A 24,899-nucleotide genomic window follows, 5' to 3' on the forward strand; every position below is an offset into this window, starting at 1 on the left:
ATATAAAGTTAGAATTATACTACAAGATAAAAGTATTAAGGAGAGAAGAGACTATGAAAGGGAAAAGACCTCTTATAATAGGCATAACAGGAGGAACAGGATCAGGTAAAAGTACGGTTTGCAAAGCAATAATGGAGAATATACCTGAGGAAAATATAGCAGTATTAGAGCAAGATGCATATTACAAAGATCAAGGACATTTAAGTATGGAGGAAAGATTCAAAACTAATTATGATCATCCTTTAGCATTTGATAACAAGCTTCTTATAAAGCATATAGAGGACTTGAGCAAAATGAAGCCTGTAGAAAAACCAGTATATGACTACGAGCTTCATACTAGAAAAACAGATCAAACTATAACTGTAACTCCTAAGGATATAATTATAGTTGAAGGTATAATGATACTCGAAGATGAAGAATTAAGGGATAGGCTAGATATAAAAATTTATGTAGATACTGAGGATGATATAAGAATACTTAGAAGAATTCAAAGAGATATTAAAGAGAGAGGTAGAACTGTAGATTCTGTTATAGAGCAGTACTTAAATACAGTAAAACCAGCACACGATCAATTTATAGAACCATATAAAAAATATGCAGATATAATAATGCCTGAAGGTGGTAAAAATGAAGTTGCAATAGACATAGTTATATCTAAAATCAGAACTCAATTAAGTTAATATAATATAAAAATAGTATTATCCCCTTAGATATTGTTAATAATTAGAATATCTAAGGGGTGATTTTATGTCTAGAAAAAAAGAATCTACATCAAATAAAATAGGGAAAAGAGCATATAGTATGATGGTGATTTTTTTATCTATATATGCTTTTTTAACATATAGGTTAGTAGATATTCAAGTTTTAAAAAGCGATAAATACAAACAAAATGTAGAAAATCAAAGTACGGAAAAAATAGCATTAAATAGCGGAAGAGGTATTATATACGATAGGGATAATAGGCCTCTGACAGATATCGATAAAAAACAAGTAATAGCAGTAAAAAAAGATAAACTTAGTAATGATAATAAAATATTGGACTTGATAAAAAGATCGACAAAAATGAATGAAAAGGAAATATACAAAGTGGTTCAAAAGCAAATTTCGTCGCAAACAATAAAATTTGAAACAGATGCCATAGAACCGACTATAAAAAAAGAGCTAGAAGACAACGAAATAATAGTAGAGGAAAAAACATTGAGATATTCTAAGGATGGAATGTTATCACATACAATAGGATATATAAATAGTTATGATGGTTGTGGAAAACTAGGTATAGAAAAAGGGATGGACGATATCTTAAAAAAGTCAAATGAAAAATATGTAAGTGTATTTAAGGCTGGACAGGCAGGTAATAGCCATGATTTAGATGTTTTAAAAGGTAGTATAAAAACGGTTAAATCAAGTGAAAATGATATACATCTGAGATTAACTATAGATCAGAAAATACAAAAAATAGTAGAAAAAATTTTAGATAAAGAAGAAAATCCAACGGCTGTGGTTATTTCGGACGTGGACACAGGAGAAATACTCTCTATATGCTCTAGACCAAATTTTGACCCAAACAATGTGTATAAAAGCTTAAGTGGAGAAAGAGGAGAGTTAGAAAATAGAGCAGTTAAATTTACATACCCTCCAGGTTCTGTATTTAAAATGGTGGTGTTATTTGCAGCCTTAGAAAATGGAGTGATTGATGAAAATTACACTTACAATTGCACAGGAAAAACAAAAATTGGAAATTCAGGTGAAGTGTTGAGATGTCACAAGGCCAATGGTCATGGCGTGGAGAGTTTGGAAGATGCATTTTCTAATTCGTGTAATACAGCATTTTTAGATATAGCAATGAAAGTTGGAAAAGAGAAAATATTAGATTCAGCAAAAAAGCTGCACTTATATGAAAAGGTTAATTTGGGATTAGAGGAAGAAGGTTGTGAACAAGTTCCTAAAAAAATATCAATACGTAATCTAGCTATAGGTCAGGGAAGTGTGGAATTTACACCTCTACAAATAAATCAAATGACTCAGATAGTAGCTAACAACGGGACATATAAGCCGCTTAGATTGTATGATAGTCTAATAGATAACAATAGAAGTATAGTTAAAACATTTAGAACAACAAAAAAAGAGGACTTAATATCACCTTACTCAATAACACAGATTAAGGAAATGATGAAGTCTGTTTCAAAAAATGGTACAGGAAGAGAACTAAATGATTTAGAGGGAGGTTGTGGTGTAAAAACTGGTACGGCCCAAAGTAGTTTAGATAATAAACCTATAAGTCATGGTTGGGTTACAGGTTTTTATCCAGAGGAATATCCAAAATATGCGATCACAGTTTTAGTCGAGGGAACAGTTGGAAATAGCAAGTCGGCGGTACCTATATTTAAAGAGATATGCAAAAGAATATATTAAAAATAAAATAGTAATATTTAAAGAGTAGTCAACTTAACGCACCCTAATTCATATAATTTAAAATGACATGTGAAAAAGAGGGGGTGGTCTGTTGACTGTTCTTAAATCATTCGAAAAACCATTAACCCCTGAAGAGGAGATTAAATATCTAACTGACTTTAAAGTAGAAAAAGATGAAGTGGCAAAAGAAATTTTAATACAAAGGAACATGAGATTAGTAGCTCATATAGCAAAAAAATACAACAATTCTAGTCAAGATCAAGATGATCTTATATCTATAGGTACTATAGGTTTAATAAAGGCCATAGAAACTTATAATGTGGATAAAGGCACTAGATTGGCGACATACGCGTCTAGATGTATAGAAAATGAAATTTTAATGAATATAAGGGCTAATAAAAAGAACAGGGTTCAGGTATCTCTTCAAGATCCTATTGGTACTGATAAGGAAGGAAATGAGATTAGTTTAATCGATATACTGGGAACGGATATTGATTATATAATTGATCAGGTTGAGCTTAAGGTCCAAATTAGTAAACTTTATGAACAACTAGAGAAAACTCTGACTGACAGGGAAAAAGAAATTGTTAAGCTAAGGTATGGTCTAACAACATCGGGTTATAAAACACAAAGGGAAATCGCTCAAAAACTAGATATATCTAGGTCCTATGTTTCTAGAATTGAAAAAAGAGCTCTAAAAAAACTAAAAAAAGAACTTAACTCAGAGAGAAGTCCTGTATAGGACTTCTTTCTGCGTACAAGTTTTATGTTAGGAATTGACAATTTATTTTAATATAATATAACATAGGAATTAAAAGGTTTATAAATTGAACATAATATTTAAAATATTTAAATTAATAGGTATAAATTTATTGATATATGATAATAAAATTAGAGGGGGTAATTAGTGTGAATATAGATGGAAAAACTAAATTAATATGTCTTTTAGGGCACCCGGTAAGCCATAGTTTCTCTCCAAGCATACATAACTACTTAATTAGCAGATACAAAAGAAATAATGTATATGTGTGTTTTGATGTAAAGCCAGAAAAACTAGGAGAGGTTGTATCTAATGTTAAAACACTAAAAATGCAAGGGTGCAATGTTACGATACCACACAAAGTAGATGTCATGAAATATCTAGATGAAATAGATGAAAAAGCAAAGATAATAGGAGCAGTAAATACTATAAAAAATGAAGGAGGCGTTTTAAAAGGATATAATACAGATGGTATAGGTTTTGTAAAGTCAGTACTAGACAAGGGTTATACGTTAAAAGATAAGAAGGTAATGATATTAGGAGCTGGAGGGGCATGCAGAAGTATAGCTATTGAAATGGCTTCAAACAATATATCTTCTTTACAAATCAGAAATAGAAGTAAAAGTAAAGCCGAGGATATAATCAAGACAGTAAAAAAACATTTCAATATAAGTGCATCTTATTCCATAGATGAAATTACTAAGGAAGATTTAAAAGATATAGACATACTTATAAATACAACCCCAATAGGTATGGAAACAGATGAATGTCCGATTGATGATAGCATAAATCCAAATCCTGATTTACTGGTTTGTGATATAGTCTATAAGCCACATGAAACAAGGTTTATAAGATGGGCTAAGGATAATAATCTAGATGTTGTATATGGTATTAATATGCTTATAAATCAAGGGTTACATGCGTTTTACATATGGACTGGAATAAAAGCTGATAATGGTGATGTAGAGTACATAAAAAGTTTATACGAGAGTTTATACGAGAAGAGTATAAAGTAATAAAACAAGTAAATAAGCAATCAATCTAATTGTTTAGGTTAAATTTTATTGTGTGAAAGGAAATTGATATTGAAAGGTAGAAGTAGAAAGAGTGAGTTTATACAAAATGGATTTATTTCTATTGAATGTATAGTTAGCCTATCTATTATATGCGTAATATCTTATTTAATATCGACTACTTTGAATAATAGCTACAATCTTATAAATAAGAACGGTAAAAATATAGAAATGCTAAGCATAGCAAAAAAGTACTTAGAAGATGAAAAATACAACGTACAAAATGACAATGAGCAAATTGAAGATAGTGTTTATGATAAAGTAAGTTTAGATGGTTATACTATAGAAACTAAATTAGACAAGGATAAAGATCATTATGAGTGTTATAGGGTTAGTGTAAGTGTAGAAGATAATAAGAAGAAGGTGGAACTTAGTAGTTATGTCACGAAAAAATAGAGGATCTATACTTATAACCACATTAATGATACTTTCTATAATAGCAGTCATATGTGTAAGTTGTTTAGGGCTGGCATATAGCAATGGAAATGTGTTTTGCCTAGAGTACAAATATAGAGTATTGAAAGAAAACTCTCTAAGTGGAGTAGAGATTACTAGGAGTAATATATTATCAGAAGTAAAAAATGCATTATTAAAGTGTAAAAATAAAGAAGAGTTTTCGAGTTATTTCTTAGGAAATAACCAAAAAACCTTTTGTGATAGAATAACAAATTTAAATAAAAGTGAACTCTCTAATGTCAATGTTAGGGTAGATAAGAACAATATATATGAAGAAGATGGTTCTTTGAATTTTCAAGTTATAAGTGATGCAAAGGATAATAATTATTCTAGAAAAGTCAAAGTAAGTGTAAAAATTATAAATCCATTTAAACAACCATCAATAGAAGAAGATAATATAAGTAACGAAGAAAGTAATTTAAATAGTGAAGAAATCAATATAAGCAATAAAGAAAATAACAGCCAGCAATTAAATGAAAAAGATCTTGTTATTATAGAAAACTATAGGGAGATGTAATTATGAAAAGTGAAGGAATGTGACTATAATAGAATTATTAGTAGGAATGAGTCTGATTTTAATAATAGCAACTCTTAGTTTTCCTAGACAGAGCATTGAAAAGTATGAGATAAGTTTGTTTACAAAACAGCTTTGTTCTGATATGAGGTATATCAGGAGAGCGAATATGCTAAGTGATTGCAACACATGTATAGTTTTTATACAGGAGAATGGAAAAAATGGCTATATGCTAAGAGAAAAAGGAGAATCTATAAAGAAAGTTTTTCTTCCTAAGCAGGTGAATTTAGAGTACTATACACCTAAAGTACTATTTAAAGTAGATGGACTTCCTGCTACACCAGGAGGTACAATAAAGATATACAATAACAAATTTAAGAAAGATATAACTGTAGTGCCTACAAGTGGAAGAATACTCTTGAAAGAAGGAAAATATGAATAATCAAAAAGGGTATTTGTTACTGGAAAGTGTAGTATCTTTATTGGTTATTTCAATACTGATATTACTTATGTACTCTCTGCTTGTGTTTAGTATTAATTTAAAAGAAACAGCAGAGGATAGAGTTGAATTGCAACAACAGGCAATAGAGGTATCTAAGAAGATAGAGGATATCATTGAAAACTCAGTAAAGATAGAAAATATAGGCTGTAATAGCGGAGAATTTTCAAGCGTCAAGTCTATTAAGTGCAAGTATATATATAGAGGAGATGTGAAATTTAAAGAGGGAACAAAGGAAATTATATTAAAAGACTCTAGGAGTAAATTATTTATAAATTCATTTAGTCCGACAACAGGTGAAATGGGAGAATATGAAATAGGTGATTATGTAGACGAAATGAGGGTAGCTATTAGTAATAACGGAGCTTGTGCTAACGTTATTTTAAAGTTATCAAAGAATAAACAAAAATATGAGACTAGACTTACTATCTATTTAAAAAGCCTTCATGCATAAAAAATAAAAATATATTTTAGTATATATTATCCAATAAAAAATGTATAATAAGTAGAGGGTCAAATACTTGTTTGTAATAGATAAGTTATGCTATTATTATAGTAGCAAAATTTGTAATCCGTGATCGTAGTTTATATAATGTATTTGTATAACTTATGTAATGTTACGAGTTAATATAGTTTAACAAGATTGCAATAATATATCCTTGAAGGATTCGGTAATAATAAAGTTATTGCCAAAACGAGAAATTTATTTTTTAATGGAGGGACAAATATGGTATCAGCAAGTGATTTTAGAAAAGGTGTTACATTTGAAAAAGAAGGTCAACCATGCTTAATAGTTGATTTCCAACATGTTAAGCCAGGAAAAGGGGCTGCTTTTGTTAGAACTAAATACAAAAATTTAAAAACAGGAGCAATAAGAGAAGAAGCTTTCAATCCAAGTGATAAATTCCCTAAAGCGCATATAGAAACTAGACAAATGCAATATCTATACAATGATGGTGAGTTATATTACTTTATGGACGAAGAAACTTATGATCAAATACCATTAAACTATGACCAAGTTGAGGACGCTATAAAGTTCTTAAAAGAAAATGAAGTTGCTACAATAAGATTTTATCAAGGACAAGCTTTCCAAGTTGAAGCTCCTAACTTTGCAGAATTAGAAGTTGTAGAAACAGAACCAGGAATAAAAGGAGATACAGCAAGTAATGTTACTAAAGCAGCTACAGTAGAAACAGGTGCAGTAGTACAGGTTCCTTTATTTATAAATACTGGAGATAAAGTTAAGATAGATACGAGAACTGGAGAATATTTATCAAGAGTTTAAGAAATTTATATGTATATAAAAGCTTATATGTCTCAATAATATAGATATATGGGCTTTTAATTTATATAAACAAAGAAAGAGAGGGGTATCTATGAAATACTTATATGAAGAAGTTGCATACCTAAAAGGTCTAGCAGAAGGATTAGAAATAAGCAATGAAAGTAAAGAAGGAAAGATAATACATAAAATAGTATCAACATTAGAAACATTTGCTGATGCTATAGTGGACCTATCAGAGGAGCAAGAAGATCTTATAGAATATGTAGAGTCTATAGACGAAGACTTAGCAGATGTAGAGGATGATATCTACGAAGATGAAGATGAAGAAGATGACGACGATGAGTTTAGTTATATAGAAATGGAATGCCCAAATTGTGGAGACTTGGTAGAGATAGATGAAGATTTATTATATGATGACGAAGTGGATGTTGTTTGCCCTAATTGTCAAGCTATAATATTATCATCTGAGGATGAAGAAGGATGTATATGTTCTGATTGTGATTGTGATCATGAATAATAACTAAATAAAAACAAAAAACTACCTATAAGCCTTAGTCTTGTAGGTAGTTTTTTGTTTATTATATTAAGAATTAGTTGAAATTTTGAGTATATAAATAATAAAATTTTAAATTATATAAATATAATTTTAGTTTTGCAATACTTATAGAAAAATAGTACACTATAATCTAGAGATAATTAACTCGGAGGTAAGATTATGAAGATAAATAAAAACATATTGGCTAATATAGAAAAGTTTGAGGAAATAATAGACTATAAATTTGAAAATAAAGAATATATACTAGAGGCTCTCACTCATAGTTCATATTCTAATGAAAATAGAAAGTATAACTTTAATGAGCGTTTAGAATTCCTAGGAGATTCTGTTTTAGGGATTATAATAAGTGACTATTTATTTAACGCAGAAAAGAAATTACCAGAAGGTGAACTTACAAAGTTAAGAGCAAATATAGTATGTGAAGAATCTCTGAGTGATGTTGCAAAAGAAATCCAATTAGGCAATTATATGTTATTGGGAAAAGGTGAAGAGTCCACAGGTGGAAGAAAAAGAATATCTATACTAGCAGATGCTTTTGAAGCTGTTATAGCCGCTATATATTTAGATGGTGGAATAGAAAATGCTAGAAAGTTTATATTGAAGTATATGGAAAAAATAATTTGTGATTCAAGAAGAGGAAAAATATTTAGAGATTATAAAACTCACCTTCAAGAAGTTCTCCAAGAAAAAGGTGAAAATAGTATAAACATATGGTATAAGTTAGTAGAAGAAAAAGGACCAGACCATAATAAAATATTTATAATGCAAGTTGGTATGAATGAAGATATTTTAGGTGTAGGCGAGGGTAAAAGTAAAAAAGAAGCAGAACAATTAGCAGCTAGAATTGCATTAAGCAACATACTAGGAGATAACTTAAGGGAAGATGATATAATATGAAGAAAAGAATAATACCGATTTTTGTTCCACATAAGGGCTGCCCTCACGATTGTATATTTTGCAATCAAAAGAAAATAACAGGAGTGAGCACCGACGTTACAAGTGAAGATGCGAGAAGTATTATAGAAGAATATTTACCTACTATAGACAAAGATGCAGAGGTAGAGATAGCATTTTTTGGAGGTAGTTTTACAGCTATAGATATTGATATACAAAAGAGCCTATTGTCAGTGGCGAAAGAATACGTAGACAGAGGACTTGTTAAGGATATTAGAATGTCTACAAGGCCAGACTGTATAGATGATGAAATACTGTCGATGCTAAAAGAATATAAAGCAAGCATAATAGAATTGGGAGTTCAATCACTTGATTCAAATGTGCTAATAGATAGTATTAGAGGTCATGAGGCTGATGTAGTTTATAATAGTTCTAAGCTTATTAAGGAATATGGAATTAAACTTGGTCTTCAGATGATGGTAGGACTACCTTCAGATTCTGAAGAAAAGTGCATATATACAGCAAAACAATTTATAAAAATGAATCCTGACTGTGTCAGAATATACCCAACTTTAGTTGTAAAAGAAACTGGTCTTGAAAAGCTATTAAATAAAAATGAATATATTCCGTTTACTTTAGATGAAAGTATACAAATAGTTAAAAAACTTTTGGTTTTATTTTATGTAAATAATATAAATGTAATAAGAGTAGGCCTTCAGGCAACAGATGATATACAACTAGGTAGAGCGGTTGTAAGTGGACCTTATCACCCTGCTTTTAGGGAATTAGTAGAATCAGAGATGATAAAGGATTATTTAGAGAGTTTAGTATCGGAAAATATAGTAAAAAAAGAAGTAACAGTTAGAGTTAATAAGAGGAATATATCTAAAATTATAGGTAATAAAAAGTCAAATACTACTTATATGAAGGACAAGTTAAATTTAGTTTTAAAGGTTAAAGAAATAGACATTGATATAGATACTTTAGAAATTATGTTAGATGAGGAAAAAGTCATTACTATTAATATCAAAGATATTTATAAAAATTTATATGATATCTACAACCTTTAGTTTTAGCATTGAAGGGAGAGAACAAGTTGTATCTAAAAAGATTGGAATTAAAAGGCTTTAAATCCTTTCCTACAAAAACAGATATTATTTTTAAAGAAGGAATAACGGCTATAGTTGGCCCTAATGGTAGTGGGAAAAGTAATATCTCTGATGCTGTCAGATGGGTACTAGGAGAACAAAGTATAAAAAGTCTTAGAGGTGATAAGCTAGAAGATGTAATATTTGCAGGAACGGATAATAAGAAACCTATGAATTACTGCGAAGTTGCACTTACAATAGATAATCAAAACAATGAACTAGGTTTAGAATTTAGCGAAGTAACTATAAAAAGAAGAGCTTACAGAAATGGAGAGAGTGAGTTTTTTTTAAACAACAAAAGTTGTAGATTAAAAGATATAAAGGAAATATTTTTAGATACAGGTATAGGAAAAGATGGGTACTCCATTATAGAACAGGGTAAGGTTGATGAAATTCTTAGCAATAACCCTGCGAATAGAAGAAAGGTTTTTGATGAAGCCTGTGGCATATCTAAATATAGGTATAAAAAACAGGAGGCAGAGAGAAACTTAAAAAATACAAAAGAGAACTTAGAGAGAATTGATGATATATATATAGAAATAGAAAATCAATTAAAACCTCTTTTTAATCAACAGACAAAAGCGAAAAAATACTTGGATCTTAGTGAAAAACTTAAGGTGATAGAGGTAAACAGTTTTATTAGAGAAATTGAAGCCTTAGAAAAAGAGGTAGAAGAAGTAAATAAACATATAGAACTTTTGAATAGAGACTTAACAGAAACAGAAAAGCAAAAAAATGATATAGATAATAAGTTTAGTTTAACTAATAAAGATATAGAGGATATAGATGAAGTTATAAGTAAGTCCATAGACTATATAAACTCTATCAAGTCAATAATATCCCAAAAAGAAGGGCAGCTAAATTTAATAAACGAAAGATTAAAAAACTATAATAATGAAATAGATAGAAAAAATCAGGAAATTTTATCTATAAAAGAAAAAATAAAAAATAATCAATTAGAAATCGAAAGGTTAGATGAAGATAAAAATAGCAAAAAAAGTAATATAGATATTCTACAGGAAAAGATAGGAAATATAGAAGAAGGTAATTCTTCTAAGAGAATTGAGATAGAAAAATTAAATGAAAGAGTGGAATTTCTAAAAGACGATGTTATAAGAATCTTAAATAAAAAGCAAGAGTTGAGCAACAAGATATCAGCACTAGACGCGAACAAAGAAAATATAAAATCAAGGGTAAATAGTATAAATCAAGAGATAAAAGATATAAATAATGATAAACAGGAAAAAAATAATACTTTAAGCAGTATTGAACTTGACTTTAAATCCAAACAAGAAAACTTAAATAATCTGAATATAAAGAATAATAATCTTAAAGAAAGCTTAGAAAATTTCGTTTATGAAAACAGCAGAATTGAAAAAAATATTCAAGATACAAAGTATACTTTAAATGATTTACAATCAAAACTTAATATATACATAGAGATGGAAAATCATTATGAAGGGTTTAATCGTGGTGTTAAAGAAGTATTAAAAAATAAAAGCTTAAATGGAATACATGGGGCTGTAGGACAGATTATAAATGTATCTTCAAAGTATGAAAAAGCAGTAGAGGCAGCTCTTGGTGCTACTATGCAAAATGTTATAACAGATGATGAACAAAGTGCAAAAGTGGCGATAAACTATCTAAAGAAAAATAATTTAGGAAGAGTGACGTTTTTACCAGTAAATATAATAAAGGGAAATAAAATAGATAAAAAAACTATAAAATCTAACGCCAAGTATATAGGTTTGGCCAGTGACTTAGTATCCTTTAATGATAAATACAAAAACATTATAGATAGTATATTAGGCAGAACAATTATAATAGAAAATATAGATGAGGCAATAAAGTTTGCTAGAGAGACAAACCATAGGTTTAAAGTTGTAACCTTAGATGGGGAAATATTAAATCCAGGAGGGGCTTTAACTGGTGGAAGTCTAAAGGCAAGTGGAAATATATTATCTAGAAAAAGACTTATAGGTGAATACACAGATAATATAAAGACTTTAAAAGAAAAGGGAAATTGTCTTTTAGAGGAAAAAGAGATAATAAGTAACAATATAAACAATGTAAATACGGAATTAAAGGTAATAGATCAAGAGTTAAAAGAATCTGAAAAGCTTATAATTATGCAAAACTCTAATATCCAAAGACTAAAAGACGAAATAGAATCATTGGATAATGTTTTGGTTAAGCTAGAAAATGAAAAAAAAGGACTAGACTCAAACTTAAGTTACACATTAGAAAAGATAGAAGTTGTTAATAATCAAGTGACAGATATAGAAGATAAACACAAGGAAAACCAGGAGAATATACAGAATTTAAGTGAAAAACTTAAAGAGTTAAACAAGGTATATGAAGATGAAAAGTCTAATTTTGATGGGTTAAATCTTGAATTAGTTAAAAGTAAACAAATATATGAAGGCTTGATAAAGGAAAAAGAGAGAATAGAGACTGAGACTAACGATTTACAAGAAAGATTGACAAACTATGAAAAATCTTTGGTTAGTAAAAGGTTAGATATAGCAAAGCTTGAGGAAGAGTTAGTTATTGAAACTACTGAAAAAGAAAACTTAAAGGAACAGTTAGGTCACAACAATAGCAATTTGGAAACTAAGAAGGTCGTAAAAGAGGATTTAAAATCTAGATTGGAAGATTTCAATAAAAACTTAAAGTCTATAGATAGACAGTATATGGAACTAAAAGAAAGCTTATTCAAGGTAGAAGGAAAACTAGAGAGATTAAGATCAAACCAAGAAACTTACATTAATAAGCTTTTTGAAAAATATCAAATGACTTTTGTTCAGGCTATAGAAATTAGAGAAGATAAGTTAGAAATAGACAAGAAGCAATTAGAGCGCCTAAGAATGGAAATAAGAAGCTTAGGAAATGTAAACATAGATTCTATAAAAGAATATGAAGAAGTAAAAGAAAGATATGACTTCTATAGTGAACAAAAACAGGATTTAGAAGAGTCTATACAAGCTATAGAGCGAATAATAAGTGAATTAGAAGAGAGTATGAAATCCGAATTTAAGATTCAATTCAATGCAATAAATGAAAACTTCAAATATGTATACAAAAGATTATTTGGAGGGGGATGTGGAGAACTGACTATTTTAGATGAGGAAAATATACTAGAAAGTGATATCGAAATAACAGCCCAACCACCTGGTAAGAAGATGAAGAACTTGAATTTATTATCAGGAGGAGAAAAAGCTCTTACTGCTATAAGCGTATTATTTTCAATACTTTTGGCTAAGCCTACCCCGTTTTGTATATTAGATGAAATTGAGGCTCCGCTTGATGATGTAAATATATTTAGGTTTGGTGAATTTTTAAGAGAGTTATCAGAGGATACTCAGTTTATATCTGTAACGCATAGGAGAGGTACTATGGAGGTTGCAGACTATATATACGGTGTTACTATGCAGGAAAAAGCAATATCGAAGGTTATAAGTTTAAAACTAAAAGAAGCTCAAGAGATTACGGATGTTATATAGAAAGAAATATATTAGCATAGGAGGATATTAGTAGTGTTAAAAAAACTATTTAAATTTAATCAGAAAAAAGAAGCACAAAAAGAAGTTGAAAATCAGCAAATTAAAGAAAAACAAAATGATGAAGAACAAGTTATTCCACAAGAAAATACTGAAGAACTAGATAACATAGATGAAGAACTAGATACCATAGATGAAGAATTAGATAAAGAAGAAGTTTTAGATGACTCAAGTAAAGTAAATGAATTAGATAAAGCGGAAGTTTCAGATAGCTCAAATAAAGTAAATGAAGAAGACTCAGAAGATTCAGCTCAAATAAAAGTAGGATTGTTTGATAAGTTAAAACAAGGGCTTACTAAAGCTAAGCAAGGAATAACAGATAAAATAGACGAGGTTTTAAAGTCGTACACTAAAGTAGATGAGGAATTATTAGAAGAGTTAGAAGAAATATTAATCACTGCTGATGTAGGTGTAAATACTACTATGGATATAATTGACAAGCTAAGAGATAAAATAAAGGAAAAAGGAATTACAAATCCAATGGATGTAAGAGATGAGCTTAAAAGTATAGTAGAAGACATACTATGTAGTGAGAACTCTCAATTAGATACAGACCATTCTCCTACTATAATACTTATGGTTGGGGTAAATGGGGTTGGTAAAACTACGACTATAGGTAAATTAGCTTATAAGTACAAAAAAGAAGGAAAGAAAGTTTTATTGGCAGCTGGTGATACATTTAGAGCGGCAGCAGCAGAGCAACTAGAGATATGGGCCAAAAGGAGTAATGTAGATATAATAAAACATCAAGAAGGTGCAGACCCAGGAGCGGTAGTATTTGATGCTATAAAGGCAGCAAAGGCTAGAAATACAGATTTATTAATTTGTGATACGGCTGGTAGACTACATAATAAGGCTAACCTTATGAATGAACTTGGAAAAGTATTTAAAATAGTTGATAGAGAATTTCCAGAGGCCAAAAAAGAGGTTCTTTTGGTAGTAGATGCAACGACTGGACAAAATGCTGTAGTCCAGGCTAAAACTTTTAAAGAAGTGGCAAATATTACAGGCATAGTGCTTACTAAATTAGATGGGACAGCAAAAGGTGGAGTTGTGCTAGCTGTTAAGTCTGAAGTAGATGTTCCTGTTAAGCTTATAGGTGTTGGAGAAAAGGTAGAAGACTTACAGAATTTTGATGCTAAATTATTCTCAGAGGCATTGTTTGGTAATTAGATAGCTTTTTAAAATAAATGTTGACATTGTATTCTATATGATATAAAATACAATGTGTAAAGTAAATAACCTTTACAGTATATCACGGGAAGTGTGAGATATGAATATAGAGAAAATGGTTGAGATTGGCTTATTGTTTGAACAATACAAAGAACTACTTACAAGTAAACAAAGAGAGATTGTGAGCTTATATTATGATGAAGATTACTCTTTGGGTGAGATTAGTGAAAACTTAAGTGTATCTAGACAGAGTGTTTACGATACCTTGAAACGTTCTGAGAAGATACTAAGAGAATATGAAGATAAATTACATTTAGTCTCTAGAATCCAAGAACAAGAGTCAAAAATAAAACTTATAAATGATAAAGTACTCGATATTAAAAAAGATTTGTTGCGCAATGTGGATTGTGCTGATTTAATCCCTAAGCTAAAAAATATAGAAGATTTATGTAGGGAGATGATAAAATGATATTTGAAGGATTATCCGATAAGCTACAAAGTGCTCTTGGTAAGTTAAAGTCAAAAGGAAAGCTTACAGAAAAAGATGTAAAAGATGCTATGAGAGAAGTCAAGCTTGCACTTCTTGAGGCTGATGTAAACTTTAAAGTAGTAAAGGATTTTATAAAAAAAGTTCAAGAGAGATGTGTTGGACAAGAAGTTATGGAGAGTTTAACTCCGGCCCAACATGTTATAAAAATAGTAAATGAAGAACTTACAAGTTTAATGGGAGATGTCCAAAGTAAGATAATGATATCTTCTAAACCTCCTACTGTTATAATGATGGTGGGGCTTCAAGGTGCAGGGAAAACTACTACATCTGGTAAGCTTGGAGGTTACTTCAAAAAACAGGGAAAGAGACCTTTGCTCGTAGCCTGTGACGTTTACAGACCAGCAGCCATAAAACAATTACAGGTTGTTGGAGAAAAGTTAGATATACCTGTGTTTAATATGGGAGATAAAGAAAGTCCCGTTAATATAGCAAAAGCGGCATTAAGTCATGCAATTAAAAATAACAATGATCTTGTTATTATAGATACAGCTGGTAGATTACATATAGATGAAACTCTAATGGATGAGCTAAAGTCTGTGAAATCAGAGGTAAAGCCACATGAAATACTTTTAGTTGTAGACTCTATGACAGGTCAAGATGCAGTAAATGTATCTGAAAGTTTTAATGAAGCTCTTGGTATAGATGGAGTAGTATTAACTAAGTTAGATGGTGATACTAGAGGTGGGGCAGCACTTTCAATTAGATCTGTTACAAAAAAACCTATTAAATTCATAGGTATGGGAGAAAAGCTAGATGACTTAGAGCCTTTCCATCCAGATAGGATGGCGTCTAGAATATTAGGAATGGGAGATATCCTAAGCTTAATAGAAAAGGCTCAAGAAAATATAGATATAGAAAAAGCTAAGGAACTTGAACAAAAAATCAAGAAACAAGATTTGGATCTTGAAGATTTCTTAGAACAAATGGAACAAATACAGAATATGGGCCCTCTTGACAAGATATTAGGAATGATGCCAGGTATGGGGAATATAAAAGACCAGCTTGGTGATGTTGATATGAATGGCAAGGAAATAAAAAGAACAAAAGCTATCGTACAAGCGATGACAATTGAGGAAAGAAGAAATCCAAGTATATTGAACGCTTCTAGAAAGAAGAGAGTAGCTAGAGGTAGTGGGACTAGTGTTCAAGATGTAAATAGACTTCTAAAACAATTTAATGAAATGAAGAAAATGATGAAGATGTTTACGGGTTCGCAAAAAAGTATGAAGAAAAGGGGCGGTTTCGCCGGACTTCCTTTCTTTAAATAAATAAAAACAAAAAGACAAAAATTATTCGGAGGTGACTGTAATGGCAGTTAAAATAAGATTAAAAAGAATGGGATCAAATAAAAAGCCTTTCTACAGAATAGTAGTAGCTGATTCAAGATCTCCAAGAGATGGAAAATTCATAGAGGAAATAGGATTCTACAATCCAATTTCTCAACCTAAGCAAGTAAAAATAAACGACGAAAAAGCTGTAAAATGGTTATCAACTGGTGCTCAACCAACTGAAACAGTAAAAACTTTATTTGCTAAAAATGGAGTAATGGAAAAATTCGAAGCTTCTAAGCAAAAATAATTTTGGAACTTTAGGAGATGAAATATATGAAAGAGCTAGTGGTAGATATAGCTAAAGCTCTAGTAGATAATCCTGAAGAAGTTGTAGTTGAAGAAATTGAAGACAAAGATGGACTAATCTTAAAACTTACAGTTTCTAAAGATGACATGGGAAAGGTTATCGGTAAGCAGGGAAGAATAGCTAAAGCTATAAGAACTGTTGTAAAATCTGCTGCAAACAAAGAGAAAATAAAAGTTTCTCTTGAAATAGTATAAAAGGATTAGGTATATACCTAATCCTTTTTGTATATAATAGGTACTAAATTTATAGTTCGAAAAAGCTTATTTAAAAAATAATTTAACTAAATAGAAGGTGATAATATGAATGAAAAGATAAGTCATTTTAAAATAGGAGAAATTGTAAATACACAGGGCTTAAGAGGAGAAGTAAGGGTATACCCTTTTACAGGAGATATAAATAGATTTGATGAGTTAGAGAGTTTTTATTTAGGTAAAGATTTAGAAACTAAATGGTTCGTGGAGAAAGTTAGATACAAAGGTAATATGGTAATAATGAAAATAAAAGGTATAGACACAGTTGAGGCAGCGGAAAAATTAAAAAATAAGTTTATGTATATATCTAGGGAAGAGAGTAGAGAACTTGAAGACGGAGAATTCTTTATAGCGGATATGATTGGAATGAAAGTATTCACAGTAGGCGGAGAGTATGTAGGTGAATTAAAAGAAGTTCTTCAATACTCAGCTAATGATGTGTATGTTATAAAAGGAGAAGAAGAAAAGGAATATACAATCCCAGCGATAATGAAATTTGTTCCTACTATAGACATTGAAGAGAGAAAAATGATAATAGACCCTATTAAGGGAATGTTGGATTAGGTGATGATATGAGATTTCATATAATGACACTTTTCCCAGATATATTCAATTCTTATATGGGCGAGAGTATAATGAAAAGAGGAGTAGAAAAAGGTATTATAGAGGTCAATGTATATAATATTAGAGATTTCTCTAACAACAAACATAAAAAAGTTGATGATTATCCTTTTGGAGGGGGAGCTGGTATGGTGATGACCCCTCAACCTATATATGATACATATAAACATATAATAGAAACTAATAATATAGAAAAACCGAGAGTTATTTATTTAACACCAAAAGGAAAGGTATACAAACAATCAATAGCACAGGATATATCTAAAGAAGAAGATATAATACTACTATGCGGTCATTATGAAGGTATAGATGAGAGAATACTTGAATTAATAGTTACAGATGAAGTTTCTATAGGGGACTATGTCCTTACAGGAGGAGAGCTTCCTGCTCTTATATTAATTGATTCTATCTCTAGACTTATCCCCGGTGTTTTAAATCAAAATGAGTCTTTTGAGGAGGAGTCATTTAAGGATAATTTGCTTGAATACCCTCAATATACTAGGCCCAGAGAATTTATGGGGTTAGAAGTACCCGAAGTTTTGTTGTCAGGAAATCATAAGAATATAGATGAGTGGAGACACAATGAATCCATTAAAATTACCAAAGAAAGAAGACCTGATTTGTACAAAAAAGCTTGTAAATAGTGTACAAATATAGTATAATAAAAGCTGTTGAAAATACGGGCGTTCCTCTGTTTACACTGGTCAAGTAGTTAAGAACGTCTATGATATTAGGAGGAAAAAATGAACGAAATATTAAGATCATTAGAGCAAGAACAATTAAAGAACGAAGTTCCTAATTTTGGACCTGGGGACACAGTAAAAGTACACGTTAGAATAATAGAAGGAAAAAGAGAAAGAATACAAATATTCGAAGGTGTAGTAATAAAGAGACAAGGTGGAGGAGCAAGAGAAACTTTCACTGTTAGAAAAATGTCTTTCAACGTAGGAGTAGAGAGAACTTTCCCTGTTCATTCTCCAAAACTAGAAAAGATAGAAGTAACTAGAAGAGGTAAAGTAAGAAGAGCTAAACTAAACTACTTAAGAGGTAGAGTAGGTAAAGCTGCTAAAATAAAAGAAGCTAGAAATAAGTAATTTTTACTTTATAGATAAAAGGACTGGTAAACTATCAGTCCTTTTAAATTATAATAATTTAAGTGCAAATCATAAAAATAAGTAGATTAAAGCCCTGTTTTTATGATGGAATTATATTAATATAGATTGTACCTACTATATGTGAGAGCTTATATATGAGAGCATATAATCTCCATATTTCCACTGAATGTAAATTCATCAATATCATATGGTAGTATAAAATGAACGCCTTTAATTAGATTATATTCACTTGTACCATGAACAAGTTTTCCACTACCTTCTATTACACTATATAAAGAAAATGGTTTATTATGTTTAAATTTACACTCACCAAATATATCAAGTTTATGGACACTAAAAAACTCATTAGATACAAAAGTAGTGCACCTAAAATTATCCTTTAGTACAACCGTATATACCCTGTCAAAATTGGCATCAGGGACATTGGTACAAGCTATGGCCTTTTCTATATTTAATTGACGTTTACTGCCTGTACTATCCAATCTATCGTAATCATAAAGCCTATATGTCGTATCTGAGTTTTGTTGAGTTTCTAAAATCAATGCACCTTTACGTATAGCATGAATTGTTCCACTTGGAACATAGAAAAAATCACCCTTTTTAATTTTAACTATTTTAAGAAGTTTTTCCCACTGGTTTTTATTTACCATGGATTCTAATTCTTCTCTGGACTTTGCATTATGCCCTAGGATTATTTCGGAGTCTTCATTACAATCTATTATATACCAACATTCGGATTTTCCTAATTCACCATTTTCATTATTCTTAGCGTATTCATCATTAGGATGAACTTGAACTGATAAATTTTCATTAGCATCTAGTATTTTTGTAAGTAGAGGGAATTTATCACCAGGAGTATTACCGAATAACTCCTTATTTTCATTCCATAATTGAGATAATCTCTTACCTTTATATATTCCACTAGAGATAACGCAGTCTCCGTGCTCGTGGGAGCTTATAGCCCAACACTCTCCAGTAGTAGGAGATGTTATATTATAATTAAATTTGTCCTTTAATAGAGACCCACCCCATATTCTATCCATGAATATAGGTTCTAAAAACAATGGTTCCATATTGATATCACCTCCTATGATGTTAAATTAGCTATACAAATAATTATATAACAATAGTATTGAAAAGCAATAAAAAAATATATCTTAATTAAAAATTAATATAGCTTTAGTTGTAAGGTACATTAATTAAACATAAGCTTTATTTTAACATATATATAACATTGTTATAAAAAATTAAAATTTAGATTTTTAATATAATACAACAATGTTAAAAAAATAACTCTAAGATTTATGTCGATAAAATACATTATAATGTATTTTAACTGTTTTTAGTTTAAATTAGACAATATTATTCAAAAGATTTATTTTAAAGAATTAGTTTAGCTAGACAAGTTACAAATCAATTTAATCATTTATAGTTATATTTTTATAAAAAAGGTAAATATGGTATAATTATAAAAATAAAAAGGAAATAATATAAAAGATATAAAAAAAATTTTAAAATATAAATAGACCTTTTTAAAATATATGAGAAAACTGGTTAGGAGGAATAAATATGAGTACGGAATATGATGAATATCTTATGGATGATAATTTACATATAAATTGGTACCCTGGGCATATGAAGAAAACTAAGGATTTACTTAGAGACAATTTAAAACTAGTAGATGTTGTAGTTGAACTTTTAGATTCTAGGATACCATTTAGCAGTAAAAATCCAGATATAGACAAATTTGTAGGAGATAAACCAAGAGTAGTAGTGCTAAACAAGAGTGATTTAGCGGACAAAGAAAAATTAGATAAGTGGGTAGAGTATTATAAACAGCAAGGTATAAGAGCTATCCCTGTTGACACATCAAAGGGTGTAGGTTTAAATAAAATAATAAGTGAATGTAAAAATGTAACTAAAGATAAGATGGAAAGCCTAAAAGAAAAAGGTAGAAAAGAAAGAGCTATTAGAATGATGATAGTTGGTGTTCCAAATGTAGGGAAGTCATCTATAATAAATAAATTAACAGGAAGAAGGAGTGCCCAAACAGGAGACAAGCCAGGAGTGACAAAAGGGAAGCAGTGGGTAAGGTTAAAGGGAGACTTAGAGTTATTAGATACACCAGGTATACTTTGGCCTAAATTTGAAGACCAAGAGGTTGCCTTGAATTTAGCTTTTACTAGAGCTATAAAAGATGAAATTTTGGACATAGAAACTTTAGCATTAAAACTTATAGAAAGACTTATGAAAATAGAACCAGAAAAGTTAAAGGCTAGATACAAATTAGAATCATTAGGTGAACATCCTCTTGAAACTATGGATATGATAGGTAGAAAAAGAGGATTTATAACTGGAAGAAAAGAGCTTGATTATACTCGTATAGCAACAACTGTTCTAAATGAATTTAGAGATGGTAAGATTGGTAATATAACTTTAGAAATTCCAGATGATATAAAATAAGAAAGTTAAAATAGACTAACATTAATCGTTAGTCTATTTTTGTAAATAACTATTATTTTTAAAAAAGTTTTTCAAGAATAGTCTGTCTAACGAAACTTTCAAAAAAAAGACCAAATTAGTTCAATGTATAAATGATTTTTTGCGGAGAATATAGAGATAATTAAAAAAAATGATAAAAAAATTTTACGAGGTGGTTTTGTGTGAATGAGTAATTGCAACGACTCTTATATATATTTTGAATATTTTTTATATTAAGAATATTTTGTATATTTAAAATATTATTGACGGATAAAATTCAAAAAAGTATAATTAAAGAAATTATCTAATTATATAAAAAATTCAAAAAAGATTCGCAATTGAGATAAGGAGGTCTTTAAATGGGGAAAAAAATGAAGGATACAGTGGTAGTAGGGTTTGCATTATTTGCAATGTTCTTCGGAGCAGGAAATTTAATATTTCCACCATATTTAGGTGTTATATCGGGTCAGAACTGGTTAACATCGTTTTCGGGGTTTGTATTAGCAGACGTAGGTTTAGCTTTGTTGGCGATATTGGCTGCTACTAAGTTTAATGGTGATGTCAATAAGATGTTTTCAAGAGCAGGAAATAAGTTGAATATAATTTTGGGATCGGCGATAGTAATTTGTATAGGGCCACTTTTAGCAATACCAAGAACTGCTGCAACAACTTTTGAAATGGGTATACAACCTATTTTTGGCAATTTTAATACAATTATATTTTCTATTATATTCTTTGCAGTAACTTTAGTACTTACAATAAAACCTTCAAAAGTTGTAGATATAGTGGGTAGTTTTTTAACTCCCGCACTACTTGTGGCATTGGCAATATTAATTATAAAGGGTATAATGTCTCCTTTAGGAAATATAAATCCACAACCTGCTATAGATAACTTATTCTCAGAAGGTGTGGCACAGGGATATCAAACCATGGATACTTTGGGAGCGGTAGTATTTGCAACGGTAATAATATTATCTATAACTAATAAAGGCTATACTACTGAAAAAGAAAAAGTAAGCATGAGTTTAAAATCTGGATTAGTTGCAGCGGTAGGTTTATGCCTAGTTTACGGAGGTCTATGCTATCTTGGTGCAACAGTATCTGAGATGTACGGTAAAGATGTAAACCAAACAGCATTGATAGTTAGTATAACTGAAGGGCTATTAGGAAGTACTGGTAAAGTTATACTTGCATTAATAGTTTCTCTAGCTTGTTTAACGACATCAATAGGTCTTACATCTGCAGCAGGACAGTATTTCTCAGGTCTTACAAAAGGGAAATTAAAATATGAGCATATAGTTATTGGTATTTGTGTATTTAGTGCAGTTGTATCTAATTTAGGTGTAAGTAATATAATAAAATACTCAGCTCCTATATTAAGTATGGTGTATCCAGCAACAGTAACATTAATAATATTAGCTTTATTTGGAGAGAAAATAAGCAATGATAATGTATTCAAAGCTGCGACATACATGGCACTTTTCATAAGTATATTAACAGTTATAGACAGTATGAGTGTAAAGATACCTGCAATACATCTATTACCACTAGATTCATTAGGATTTAACTGGATTGTACCAGTTCTTATTGCAGGAATTATAGGAAACTTTATACCATCAGGAAGTAAGGAAGCCCTAGAATACAGCAAGAAATTAGGTTAATAAAATATAGAAGATAAAATCCATAACATAAATAAAATCGCTGATTGCCTTGTGTAATCAGCGATTTTATTTATGTTTACAATTATGATATATACAATCATAGAGTTTAAGTTGTAAATAAGATTGATTAAAGTTAGAAACAATAATAAAATATTACTATACAAAAATAATAAAATAGAATTAATAAAATTATATAAAAATCACGGTAGAGTGTTAATAATAGGAGAATTTATGAATAATAAAAGTGTAAAGGATATAAAGAATATAATAGAAAGTTTAGATACAACCCAGTACTTAGAGTATATAGAGCTACTTAAAAATGATAATAGAAAGTCAGTAAAAGCTTTGGCTTTAAAACTTGCAAAAAAATTAGACAATATAAGAAGGGAAGAAGAGAGATTAGAAAAAATCAATATATATGAAAACGAAGGATACAATAATGGCTATCTATGCATTGGTGGTATAGATGAGGCAGGAAGAGGTCCACTTGCTGGCCCTGTTGTAGCCGCTGTAGTCGTTTTTAAGAGGGATACTAAGATCAATGGTGTAAATGATTCTAAGAAACTAAGCGAGGCTAGAAGAGAGGAATTATTCGATATTATAAAGGAAGAAGCTGTAGATTATGGGATTGGAATAGTAAATAATGAAGAGATTGACGAATTTAATATTTTAAATGCTACTTATATGGCTATGAAGAAAGCCTTAAACTGCTTAAAAGACAAACCTGATTATCTATTAATAGATGCAACAACTATACCCGGGGTAGATATAGAACAAAATCCAATAGTTAAGGGAGATTCAAAATCTATATCAATAGCAGCTGCAAGTATATTGGCTAAGGTAACAAGGGACAATATAATGTATAGTTACGATGAAATTTATCCAGAGTATGGTTTTAAGTCTCACAAGGGGTATGGAACAAAAGAGCATTATGAGGCTATAGAAAGACATGGAATAACACCAATACATAGGAAAAGTTTCCTAAAGAATGTGTTATAATAAATTAGAAAAGGTATAAATTTAAATTAATTAGGGGTGTTAGTATGGATTATAAAGAAATGCTTAAAAATGCTAGAGAAAATCTAAATGGAAGTTGTAGAGTATGTAAAGTATGTGATGGAATAGTCTGTTCTGGTGAAGTTCCTGGTATGGGAGGAAAAGGAAGCGGATCTTCTTTTTTAGAGAACCGTAAAAGCTTGGATAATGTAAAAATAAATATGAGAGTAATACATAATGTATCTAATCCAGATACTTCTATAGAATTGTTTGGTAAAAAGATGAATTCTCCTATATTTGCAGCGCCTGTTACAGGGACTACCTTAAATATGGGGGGAAAAATCACTGAAAGAGAATACATAACAGCTGTGGTAGAGGGATGTCTGAAAGCTGGAATTTATCCGATGGTTGGAGATACGGCAGTAGACGCTTTCTTGATGGAAAATTTAACTGTGCTTAAAGAAAATGATGGACAAGGAATAGTATTTATAAAGCCTTGGGAAAATGAAGATATAAAAAGAAAAATTAAATTAGCAGAAGAATCAGGAGCATTTGCGGTTGGTGTGGATATTGATGCCTGTGGCCTTGTAACTTTATCAATGCATGGAAAGACTGTAGTTCCTAAAAATGTAGAGGAGATAAAAGAACTTAAGGCTTCTACGAAATTACCGTTTATAGTAAAAGGAATAATGACTGTTGAGGATGCTTTAATGGCAGTAGAGGCTGGAGTTGATGCTATAGTTGTATCAAACCATGGCGGAAGAGTTCTTGACTGCACTCCAGGGGCAGCAGATGTTCTACCAGAAATAGCAGAGGCTGTAAAAGGCAAAGTTATAATACTAGCAGATGGTGGTGTTAGAACTGGTGTAGATGTATTAAAAATGATAGGTCTTGGAGCGGATGCAGTATTAATAGGAAGACCTTTTGTAACAGCATCTTTTGGTGGAGGAACTGAAGGTGTAGAAACTTATATAAATAAGTTAAATTCAGAATTAGTTGCGACAATGAGATTAACAGGATGTCAAACTGTTAAAGATATAGACTCAAAGGTTATATATAAAAAATAAAATATTAAATATAAATTAGCGAAAATCTATTTTGATATATTAAATTTTAAATATATAAGATTATAAATTGAGAAGCTATGAATGCAGATAATAAAATCTGTTTTCATAGCTTCTTTTATGCTAGAGGTAAATATATATATAAGTTTAATGTGTTTTATCATATATTTGTATATTTGATGAACTCTATGA

Annotated in this window: 26 protein-coding genes; 25 read left to right on the top strand and 1 reads right to left on the bottom strand. The window is 30.1% G+C overall.

All coding sequences use genetic code 11. From position 1 onward, the window contains the following. Positions 1–53: 53 nt before the first annotated feature. The 21 genes from udk (at position 54) to rplS (ending at position 18,484) form a co-directional block, all read left to right on the top strand. The gene (gene udk, locus BUB34_RS01430) at positions 54–680 is read left to right on the top strand and encodes a uridine kinase (protein WP_073123514.1); all 627 of its coding nucleotides are present in this window, start codon (positions 54–56) and stop codon (positions 678–680) included. 67 nt (positions 681–747) lie between these two features. Continuing rightward, positions 748–2,412 carry a peptidoglycan D,D-transpeptidase FtsI family protein gene (locus BUB34_RS01435; RefSeq protein WP_073123516.1) on the top strand — a complete coding sequence of 555 codons (1,665 nt, stop codon included), beginning with the start codon at positions 748–750 and terminating at the stop codon, positions 2,410–2,412. 91 nt (positions 2,413–2,503) lie between these two features. After that, positions 2,504–3,154, top strand: a complete 651-nt coding sequence (sigK, locus tag BUB34_RS01440; RefSeq protein ID WP_084120075.1) for an RNA polymerase sporulation sigma factor SigK — start codon at positions 2,504–2,506, stop codon at positions 3,152–3,154. Positions 3,155–3,321: 167 nt separating this feature from the next. Then, a complete protein-coding gene (aroE, locus tag BUB34_RS01445) occupies positions 3,322–4,188 on the top strand; it encodes a shikimate dehydrogenase (protein WP_084120078.1) in 867 nt (288 codons plus the stop codon). Between the two features lie 69 nt (positions 4,189–4,257). Further along, positions 4,258–4,641 carry a hypothetical protein gene (locus tag BUB34_RS12900; protein ID WP_084120082.1) on the top strand — a complete coding sequence of 128 codons (384 nt, stop codon included), beginning with the start codon at positions 4,258–4,260 and terminating at the stop codon, positions 4,639–4,641. Next, positions 4,625–5,218: a hypothetical protein gene (locus BUB34_RS01455; RefSeq protein ID WP_073123520.1), complete on the top strand. Its 594-nt coding sequence runs from the start codon at positions 4,625–4,627 to the stop codon at positions 5,216–5,218. Before BUB34_RS12900 ends, BUB34_RS01455 begins: the two co-directional genes overlap by 17 nt. Positions 5,219–5,237: 19 nt before the next feature. Next, positions 5,238–5,657, top strand: coding sequence for a type IV pilus assembly protein (locus BUB34_RS01460; RefSeq protein ID WP_073123522.1), 420 nt, complete (start codon positions 5,238–5,240; stop codon positions 5,655–5,657). After that, on the top strand, positions 5,650–6,168 hold the full coding sequence (locus tag BUB34_RS01465) for a prepilin-type N-terminal cleavage/methylation domain-containing protein (RefSeq protein ID WP_073123524.1): 519 nt from the start codon (positions 5,650–5,652) through the stop codon (positions 6,166–6,168). The genes BUB34_RS01460 and BUB34_RS01465 overlap by 8 nt, the downstream gene beginning before the upstream one ends. Before the next feature lie 273 nt (positions 6,169–6,441). Continuing rightward, a complete protein-coding gene (gene efp / locus BUB34_RS01470; RefSeq protein ID WP_073123526.1) occupies positions 6,442–6,999 on the top strand; it encodes an elongation factor P in 558 nt (185 codons plus the stop codon). A gap of 91 nt (positions 7,000–7,090) precedes the next feature. Further along, positions 7,091–7,516: a CD1247 N-terminal domain-containing protein gene (locus tag BUB34_RS01475; RefSeq protein ID WP_073123528.1), complete on the top strand. Its 426-nt coding sequence runs from the start codon at positions 7,091–7,093 to the stop codon at positions 7,514–7,516. Positions 7,517–7,714: 198 nt separating this feature from the next. Further along, positions 7,715–8,452, top strand: a complete 738-nt coding sequence (rnc, locus tag BUB34_RS01480; RefSeq protein WP_073123530.1) for a ribonuclease III — start codon at positions 7,715–7,717, stop codon at positions 8,450–8,452. Beyond that, the gene (locus BUB34_RS01485) at positions 8,449–9,519 is read left to right on the top strand and encodes an elongator complex protein 3 (protein ID WP_073123532.1); all 1,071 of its coding nucleotides are present in this window, start codon (positions 8,449–8,451) and stop codon (positions 9,517–9,519) included. The genes rnc and BUB34_RS01485 overlap by 4 nt, the downstream gene beginning before the upstream one ends. Positions 9,520–9,545: 26 nt before the next feature. Then, the gene (smc, locus tag BUB34_RS01490; protein WP_073123534.1) at positions 9,546–13,100 is read left to right on the top strand and encodes a chromosome segregation protein SMC; all 3,555 of its coding nucleotides are present in this window, start codon (positions 9,546–9,548) and stop codon (positions 13,098–13,100) included. 33 nt (positions 13,101–13,133) lie between these two features. Then, complete coding sequence (gene ftsY / locus BUB34_RS01495) at positions 13,134–14,330, top strand: signal recognition particle-docking protein FtsY (protein WP_073123536.1); 1,197 nt, start codon at positions 13,134–13,136, stop codon at positions 14,328–14,330. 100 nt (positions 14,331–14,430) lie between these two features. Next, complete coding sequence (gene ylxM, locus BUB34_RS01500; protein WP_073123538.1) at positions 14,431–14,799, top strand: YlxM family DNA-binding protein; 369 nt, start codon at positions 14,431–14,433, stop codon at positions 14,797–14,799. Further along, positions 14,796–16,148 carry a signal recognition particle protein gene (gene ffh / locus BUB34_RS01505; protein WP_073123540.1) on the top strand — a complete coding sequence of 451 codons (1,353 nt, stop codon included), beginning with the start codon at positions 14,796–14,798 and terminating at the stop codon, positions 16,146–16,148. Before ylxM ends, ffh begins: the two co-directional genes overlap by 4 nt. 40 nt (positions 16,149–16,188) lie before the next feature. After that, on the top strand, positions 16,189–16,458 hold the full coding sequence (rpsP, locus tag BUB34_RS01510; protein ID WP_073123542.1) for a 30S ribosomal protein S16: 270 nt from the start codon (positions 16,189–16,191) through the stop codon (positions 16,456–16,458). Positions 16,459–16,484: 26 nt separating this feature from the next. Continuing rightward, on the top strand, positions 16,485–16,712 hold the full coding sequence (locus BUB34_RS01515; RefSeq protein ID WP_073123544.1) for a KH domain-containing protein: 228 nt from the start codon (positions 16,485–16,487) through the stop codon (positions 16,710–16,712). A gap of 105 nt (positions 16,713–16,817) precedes the next feature. Continuing rightward, positions 16,818–17,333, top strand: coding sequence for a ribosome maturation factor RimM (rimM, locus tag BUB34_RS01520; RefSeq protein WP_073123546.1), 516 nt, complete (start codon positions 16,818–16,820; stop codon positions 17,331–17,333). An 8-nt stretch (positions 17,334–17,341) separates the two neighbouring features. Then, positions 17,342–18,034: a tRNA (guanosine(37)-N1)-methyltransferase TrmD gene (gene trmD, locus BUB34_RS01525; RefSeq protein WP_073123548.1), complete on the top strand. Its 693-nt coding sequence runs from the start codon at positions 17,342–17,344 to the stop codon at positions 18,032–18,034. Between the two features lie 99 nt (positions 18,035–18,133). After that, positions 18,134–18,484, top strand: coding sequence for a 50S ribosomal protein L19 (gene rplS, locus BUB34_RS01530; protein WP_073123550.1), 351 nt, complete (start codon positions 18,134–18,136; stop codon positions 18,482–18,484). Between the two features lie 149 nt (positions 18,485–18,633). On the opposite strand, the gene manA is transcribed toward rplS, so the two are convergent. Further along, a complete protein-coding gene (gene manA / locus BUB34_RS01535) occupies positions 18,634–19,578 on the bottom strand; it encodes a mannose-6-phosphate isomerase, class I (RefSeq protein ID WP_073123552.1) in 945 nt (314 codons plus the stop codon). 496 nt (positions 19,579–20,074) lie between these two features. Between manA and ylqF the strand changes: the two genes are divergently transcribed. From ylqF to BUB34_RS01555, 4 genes are all read left to right on the top strand, one after another. Then, positions 20,075–20,968, top strand: coding sequence for a ribosome biogenesis GTPase YlqF (gene ylqF / locus BUB34_RS01540; protein WP_073123554.1), 894 nt, complete (start codon positions 20,075–20,077; stop codon positions 20,966–20,968). 377 nt (positions 20,969–21,345) lie between these two features. Continuing rightward, positions 21,346–22,647, top strand: coding sequence for a branched-chain amino acid transport system II carrier protein (brnQ, locus tag BUB34_RS01545; protein WP_073123556.1), 1,302 nt, complete (start codon positions 21,346–21,348; stop codon positions 22,645–22,647). A 231-nt stretch (positions 22,648–22,878) separates the two neighbouring features. Then, positions 22,879–23,646 (top strand): ribonuclease HII, encoded by a 768-nt coding sequence (locus BUB34_RS01550; RefSeq protein ID WP_073123558.1) that lies wholly within the window; start codon positions 22,879–22,881, stop codon positions 23,644–23,646. 44 nt (positions 23,647–23,690) lie between these two features. After that, a complete protein-coding gene (locus BUB34_RS01555) occupies positions 23,691–24,710 on the top strand; it encodes an alpha-hydroxy-acid oxidizing protein (protein WP_073123561.1) in 1,020 nt (339 codons plus the stop codon). The last annotated feature ends 189 nt before the right edge of the window (positions 24,711–24,899 follow it).

Source organism: Asaccharospora irregularis DSM 2635, assembly GCF_900129815.1.
Classification (GTDB): domain Bacteria; phylum Bacillota; class Clostridia; order Peptostreptococcales; family Peptostreptococcaceae; genus Asaccharospora; species Asaccharospora irregularis.